The following is a 6,188-nucleotide window of genomic DNA, read 5'->3' on the forward strand; positions in this document are numbered from 1 at the left end:
GCCGTACGGGCCGTGCAACAGATGGTTACAAGGTCCACTCCCTTGTCGCTGGAGAACGTATGCATACTGCTGACCCCCCTCTCGCGCCCGTTGTCATGGGCCGCCGCGAACGCAACAAGCAGCGGATGAGGGAACGAATCTTCTCCGCCGCCCTGAGCCTCTTCGCCGAGAAGGGCTTCGAGCAGACGAAGGTCGACGACATCACGGAGCGCGCCGACGTCGCGCGCGGCACGTTCTTCAACCACTTCCAGCACAAGGAAGAGCTCGTCACCACCTGGAGCAGCCAGCGCCAATCGAGATTCGAGGAGAAGATGCGGCAGAGGACGCCCTCGAACGACGACCTGTGCGTCGCCCTCGGACGGTGCATGACGGCACTCGTCGAGATCAACGAGGAGGAGGAGCCGGAGTTCAACCGGGTCATGCTCACCTCGTGGGTCCGGGCCGGCCTGCCGATCACCGAACCGCCGCGCACGGCCGAGGTGTTCGCCAACGTGATCCGGGCCGGACTGGCGGAGGGCCGGATCAGGCCCGGCGTCGACCCCATGCAGGTGGGGTACCTGCTGCGGGACGCCTACCTGGGCGCGCTGTTCCGGTGGTGCCGCGGCGACTTGAAGGGTGACGGCCTGGCCGCGGAGCTGCAGCGCATCGTGGACTTCCTGCTGCCCAGCATCGTCGACGACAGCCCCGTCGCCGGGAGCCGGAAGTAGCCGTCGCGGCCGACCCCCCTGGTGCGCGGACCCACGCACGAACTCGAAGGCGCCGCCCGATCACCGGGCGGCGTCTTCGAATTCGGCGGGACAGCTGTGACGGATCGTCAGTGCGACGCGCCCGCACCACCCTTGGCCACGTCCCGGATCAGGCAGGTCAGGCGCGAGGTGCAGACCCGGCGGCCCTGGTCGTCGGTGATGACGATCTCGTAGGTCGCCGTGGTGCGGCCGCGGTGGACCGGGGTCGCGGTGCCCGTGACCGTCCCCTCGCGCATCCCCCGGTGGTGGGTGCAGCTCAGCTCCACGCCGACCGCGACCCGCTCGGGACCGGCGTGGAGGGTCGCGCCGATCGAGCCCACGTGCTCCGCCAGGACGGCCGAGGCGCCGCCGTGCAGCAGGCCGTACGGCTGGGTGTTGCCCTCGACCGGCATGGTCGCCACGACCCGGTCGGCGGTGGCCTCGACGAGCACGATGCCCATGCGGTTGCCGAGGTGCCCGGAGGCGAACATCGCCTCCAGGTCGACGCCGCCGTCGGCGAAACGGCTGAGGACCTCAGGCGGGATCGCCACGGTACGCGGCATGGTCTGCGTCTGGGTCTGCTCACCCATGGGTGCGGCTCCGATCGGCGATGGGGTCGAGAAAGGATCGCTCGTACGGACTGTAGTTTGCCCCAGCTGTCCATCGCCGCACTGTGATTGACGTCTCCCCGTCAGAAACTGCGCGACGCCGCGATCCTGACCCACATGAACATGAACCTGGCATGTGACTCTAAACTTAAATCCTAGTATAAGTTATGCAAGGGCTGACCCAGCCCTCCACGGGCTCGTTCGGACGCCGCGCCGGTGACCGGGGAGCTCCCACCCCGTGGAGCAGGACTTCAGGACCTGACACCCTCACCACAGGAGTACGCATGGCCGACGAAGCCGCCGTCGCACTTGTCCCGACGGGCCGCCGGGAGCGCAACAAGCAGCGGATGAGGGAACGTATCTTCTCGGCCGCCCTGAGCCTCTTCGCCGAGAAGGGGTTCGAGCAGACCACGATCGACGACATCACGGAACGCGCCGACGTCGCCCGGGGCACCTTCTTCAACCACTTCCAGCACAAGGAAGAGCTCATCACCACCTGGAGCAACCGGCGCAGAGAGCTGCTGGAGGAGAAGCTCCAGCAGGAGGCGCTCGCCGAGGTGGACGTGAGCAGAGCCCTCGGACGGTGCATGACGGCGCTCGTCGACATCAACGACGAGGAGTCGGCGGAACTCAACCAGGTCATGCTGATGTGCTGGGTCCGGGCGGGCCTGCCGATCACCGAACACCCCTACACCGCCGAGATGTTCGCGGACGTGATCCGGACCGGCATCGCGAAGGGCCAGATCCGCACCGGCACCGATCCCCTCCAGGTCGGCCACCTCCTCCGCGACGCCTACCTCGGCGCCCTGTTCCGGCTGCGCCGGAACGACCTCAAGGACCTGGACCTGCGGCTGGAACTCCAGCGCGTCCTGGACATGGTCCTCCCCAGCATCCTCAGCGCCGGCCCGCACTGACCCCTCGACCGGCAGGCTGCGGGTCGGCCTCCGGCCCGCCGCCCAGCGCCCAGCGCCCAGCGGCTCGGCGCGGGTCTCGGGCGGGGCTCTCGCGCCGGGTCAGGCCGGCGTCGGGCCGTCGTCGGTGAGGCCGAGCTGGTGGGCGAGGATCGCGGCCTGGGTGCGGTTGTCCAGGCCCAGGACGGTGCCGCGTCCAGCGGGTCCGCCCGGCGGGTGCCAGCAGCCCGAAGTACCAGCGCTCGAAGAGGTCGTCACCTTTCGTCCTGAGCGACTCGACCGGTCGAGAAGGCGGTGGCCCGCCCGGATGTGCCGGGCGGGCCACGACGGCGTGCGGTGCGCGGGGACCGTCGGTCGCGGACCGTCGGTCGCGGTCCCTTCGGCGGGTCAGCCCGAGTGGTCGCCCCTCTCCTGTACCAGGGGCGGCGGCCAGCTCGCGGGGATGTCATCGGTGCGCGGCGCGTACAGCCGCAGGGTGACGGAGAAGTTCCCCTCAGTGTCGATGGGGAGCCAGTTGGTCGCCCGCAGCTCCGGGTCGGCGATCGGGTCGGCCTGGATGTACAAGGTGGTCGCGCCCGTGTCCGAGTCGGCCACGGGGGCGACGTAGTGGCCGACCGCGTAGATGTCGGCGGGGTTGGCGATGAGGAAGCTGTCGGAGTCGTAGGCGGTCAGCGACCAGAACCCGTTGACGGGCGGCAGCTGCCCGGCGGGGAAGGTGAGGGTGTAGCGGAGCGGCGCCCCGGTGTCGTCGGTCGCCGCGCCGGCGATGCTCGGGTAGAGGGCGTCCTCGGGGAGGTTGGCCCCGAGTCCGATCGCGGTGATGTAGGCGCGCTGGGTGTAGTCGGTGCCGTAGTAGCCGATGTCGGTTCTGGTGAAGGTCCAGCCGTTGACCGGCTCAGAGGCCTTGTGCCGACTGATCCTGGACAGGCCGAGGTGCTTCGCCAGCCCCAGCTGGGCGTCGGTGGGGAGCTTGGAGCGGTCGTACGGGTGGACGCCCAACTCCTCGAGCACGGCGGACATCGCCGCATCCGGCGGGTTGAGCGGTGTGCGGGTCAGCAGGGCGGCGAGCTCCTCGAAGAACTCGGGGCCGGTCATCGTCACGTTGACCAGCTCGGAGGGCGGCGTGCTGGGGACGTCGGGGTCGTAGACGCCGTCCGGAGGAACGTAGCTGCCGTTGTTGGGCCACGCGCTCAGCGGCAGCAGCCGCATCAGGTTCTGGTAGCCGGTGACGGTCTGGATCTCCTCCTCGCCGGTGTTGTGGATCTCCGTGCGGCCGAGCAGCCAGATCGTGTCGGTCGGCATCCGCAACCGATGGACACCGCTGGGGAGTTCACCCTGCCAGTCGGGTCCGGTCAGCGCGTAGCAGTAGACCTCGGCGCCGGTGGCCGGGTCGGTGACCGGCGTCGCGAGCGGCTTGATGCTGTTCGGGTCTCCGACGACGTTCGTCCACGCGTCCAGGAGCTCCATGAGCCAGTAGCGGCCCTCGTCCATGACCGGCACCTCGAGCACCATCGGCTCGGCCGCGAGGTCCAGCCACGCCTGGGTGTAGAGCGTGTCGACGTTCGGTCGGACCACGTCCCTCATCTCGGGCGTGGGTGGCGCGGAGTACTGGAGGAGCTGGTTCGGCGGCGCCTGCGTCGAACCCACCTTGACGGTGTTCGTCTGCAGCCGCCGGGTCAGCTCCATCGTCACCAGCGAGTAGCCGAAGACGTACACGTCCGTTGCCGATCCTGCCGAGTGCTGCGCGGAGTCGTGCGGTAAGGCCATGCCATCGTCCCTTCCAGGTGCTTGGAGGCGCCGACGCTACAGTCCGCATCCGGGCGGCTACAGGAGCAGAACAAGCCATTTGTGGAGGTCGTCCCCAACCGGAATCTTCGAACTCCGCTGGTGATCAAGTAGGTTGACTGAGTGTCAGTTCGGCGCCGGGCAAGTCCGGTCAGGCGAACTCCGGTGTCATGGCGGCAGCGATCTTCAGGTGTGGAGCGGCCTGGTCGTCAAGGTGCAGGCGCTGGAGGGTGCGCCCGAGCATGAGCCGGAGGTAGGAGTCGTCCGGCACTTCGGCCACCAGCTGTTCCAGGGTCTGCCGGGCGCGGCCGAGCTGGGCGGAGGTGAAGTAGGCGCGGGCGGCGAGGCGGCGTACGTTGAGGTCGTCTCCGTGGTCGTCGAGCAGCGGCCGGAGCAGGGTGAGCGCTCCGAGCGGGTCGCGTAGGTCCAGGAGCGACTCGGCGTACCGCAGGCGCCCGACCTCTTCGGGGACATCGCGTTCCGGTCCTGCGGCGGCGAGGAACTCGGCGATGACGTCGGGCGGTTGGGCGCCGGCCAGGGCCCGGTCCCCGACGACGATCGTCGGGGAGGTCCTGATGCCCCGCGCCTTGCCGATCAGACGGAGCTCGCGGACGGTGCGGTCGGCCGCGTCGGTGTCGAGCAGAGCGGCGGCTTCGGCGAATCCGGCGGTGGCCGCAATGGTCCGGAGCGTGTCACGCGCGCTGATGTCGTGGCCCTCGACGAAGTGTGCCCGCATCAGGTGCTCGGCCACGGTGTCCTGCAGCGTGCTGCCGCCGTGCTCGTGGGCGAGGGCCAGGAGACGGTGGGCGTCGTGGCTGCTGGACCGCCAGGCCGGGCCCCAGTTCGGTCCGAGTCCTTCGGCGGCTGCGATTCGGGAGATCGGTACCCGGTCGGCTGCGGTCGCCCGGCTCTGCGTGGTCGATGGGTCCACCGCGCACCGGGCTGCGGCGGCGTCGATCATCGGGTCGCGCCGGTCCGGTTCCGTCGGGACGGCCTGGGCCGGGGCCGTCGGGTCGATCCGGTAGGGGCGCCAGACGACATCGGTGTCGCGGGCGGACCACGCCGAGTCGGCGAGGGCTGCCTCCAATCGGCGTTTGCCGATGTAGGCCCAGGGGCAGACCACGTCCGCCCAGATCTCGATGCGCATCCTCGCCCTCGTGTCCTGTCTGAGGTTCCTGCTTGCCGTGCGGTTGTGCAGGCCGGTGCGGGCGATGGGCGCCGCGGCCGGCGGAGTGGGTTGACGACCGGGGGGCCGGTGCGACCCGGCCCCCGCGTCCGAGGCGGTCAGCCGATGAAGTCGGCGAGGTTCCGCTTGAGTTCGTCCTTCGGCAGGGCGCCGACGATGGTCTTGACGGCCTTGCCGCCGGCGAAGACCTTCAAGGTCGGGATGGACATGATCCCGTACTGGGTGGCCAGGGCGGGGTTCTTGTCGATGTCGACCTTCACGACCGTCAGGCGGTCGCCGTGCTCGGCGGCGATCTGGTCCAGGGTGGGAGCGATCATCCGGCACGGGGGGCACCAGGTGGCCCAGAAGTCGACCAGGACGGGCTTGTCGCTCTGAAACACGAGCTCCTCGAAGTTGCTGTCGGTCGCGGTGATGGTGGTGCCGGCCATGGGAGTTGTCCTTGATCTGTTGGTGACTCGGGGCGAGTCGGGGTGAGTCGGGGTGAGTCGGGTGGCTCGGGGTGAGGGGTGAGGGGTGGTGGTGGGGCCGGGCCCGGTCAGACGACGGCGGCGACGGCGGCGGCGGTGGCGGCCAGGGCCTCCACGCCGTCCAGGGCAGCCAGGTAGCGCTCGGCGTCCAGCGCGGCGGAGCAGCCGGTGCCGGCGGCGGTGATGGCCTGGCGGTAGGTGTGGTCGACGACGTCGCCGGCGCCGAACACGCCCTCGATGTTGGTCCGGGTCGAGGGGGCGTCGACCTTGAGGTAGCCCTCGGCGTCGAGGTCGAGCTGGCCCTTGAACAGCTCGGTGCGCGGGTCGTGGCCGATCGCGATGAACAGGCCGGTGACGGGCAGCTCGCGGGTCTCGCCGGTGGTGCCCCCGTCCTTCGACACCGTGCGCAGGGTGACGCCGGTCAGCTTGGGGTCGCCGTGGATGGCGTCGACGGCGCTGTCCCACTCGAAGCGGATCTTCGGGTCGGCGAAGGCACGCTCCTGCAT

8 protein-coding genes are annotated in these 6,188 nt (G+C 69.8%); 2 read left to right on the forward strand and 6 right to left on the reverse strand.

Annotated features, from left to right (window positions below; all coding sequences use genetic code 11):
* Positions 1-125: 125 nt before the first annotated feature.
* Entirely contained in the window at positions 126-707 is a 582-nt protein-coding gene (locus tag AB0F71_RS23835) for a TetR/AcrR family transcriptional regulator (protein ID WP_360237792.1), read from the forward strand.
* A gap of 107 nt (positions 708-814) precedes the next feature.
* Here AB0F71_RS23835 and AB0F71_RS23840 read toward each other — a convergent pair whose 3' ends face one another.
* Positions 815-1,315, reverse strand: coding sequence for a hotdog fold thioesterase (locus AB0F71_RS23840; protein WP_360237794.1), 501 nt, complete (start codon positions 1,313-1,315; stop codon positions 815-817).
* A gap of 302 nt (positions 1,316-1,617) precedes the next feature.
* On the opposite strand from AB0F71_RS23840, the gene AB0F71_RS23845 reads away from it, so the two are divergent.
* Positions 1,618-2,247, forward strand: a complete 630-nt coding sequence (locus AB0F71_RS23845) for a TetR/AcrR family transcriptional regulator (protein ID WP_360237796.1) — start codon at positions 1,618-1,620, stop codon at positions 2,245-2,247.
* 99 nt (positions 2,248-2,346) lie between these two features.
* Here the strand turns inward: AB0F71_RS23845 and AB0F71_RS23850 are convergent, their stop codons facing one another.
* From AB0F71_RS23850 to AB0F71_RS23870, 5 genes are all read right to left on the reverse strand, one after another.
* Complete coding sequence (locus tag AB0F71_RS23850; RefSeq protein ID WP_360237798.1) at positions 2,347-2,502, reverse strand: hypothetical protein; 156 nt, start codon at positions 2,500-2,502, stop codon at positions 2,347-2,349.
* 129 nt (positions 2,503-2,631) lie between these two features.
* Positions 2,632-4,011: a DUF1254 domain-containing protein gene (locus tag AB0F71_RS23855; RefSeq protein WP_360237800.1), complete on the reverse strand. Its 1,380-nt coding sequence runs from the start codon at positions 4,009-4,011 to the stop codon at positions 2,632-2,634.
* A gap of 169 nt (positions 4,012-4,180) precedes the next feature.
* Positions 4,181-5,176, reverse strand: coding sequence for a DsbA family protein (locus tag AB0F71_RS23860; RefSeq protein WP_360237802.1), 996 nt, complete (start codon positions 5,174-5,176; stop codon positions 4,181-4,183).
* 137 nt (positions 5,177-5,313) lie between these two features.
* Entirely contained in the window at positions 5,314-5,643 is a 330-nt protein-coding gene (trxA, locus tag AB0F71_RS23865; RefSeq protein WP_360237804.1) for a thioredoxin, read from the reverse strand.
* 107 nt (positions 5,644-5,750) lie between these two features.
* On the reverse strand, positions 5,751-6,188 hold a 438-nt coding region (locus AB0F71_RS23870; protein WP_360237806.1), incomplete at its 5' end, for an FAD-dependent oxidoreductase.

The sequence above is a fragment of the Kitasatospora sp. NPDC028055 genome (genome assembly GCF_040637885.1).
Lineage (GTDB): Bacteria > Actinomycetota > Actinomycetes > Streptomycetales > Streptomycetaceae > Kitasatospora.

Excerpts from the sequence above, each read along its gene's own strand:
- trxA (WP_360237804.1), bottom strand. The coding sequence starts at position 5,643 with ATGGCCGGCACCACCATCACCGCGACCGACAGCAACTTCGAGGAGCTC.
- AB0F71_RS23860 (WP_360237802.1), bottom strand. The coding sequence starts at position 5,176 with ATGCGCATCGAGATCTGGGCGGACGTGGTCTGCCCCTGGGCCTACATC.
- AB0F71_RS23835 (WP_360237792.1), top strand. The coding sequence starts at position 126 with ATGAGGGAACGAATCTTCTCCGCCGCCCTGAGCCTCTTCGCCGAGAAG.
- AB0F71_RS23845 (WP_360237796.1), top strand. The coding sequence starts at position 1,618 with ATGGCCGACGAAGCCGCCGTCGCACTTGTCCCGACGGGCCGCCGGGAG.
- AB0F71_RS23855 (WP_360237800.1), bottom strand. The coding sequence starts at position 4,011 with ATGGCCTTACCGCACGACTCCGCGCAGCACTCGGCAGGATCGGCAACG.
- AB0F71_RS23840 (WP_360237794.1), bottom strand. The coding sequence starts at position 1,315 with ATGGGTGAGCAGACCCAGACGCAGACCATGCCGCGTACCGTGGCGATC.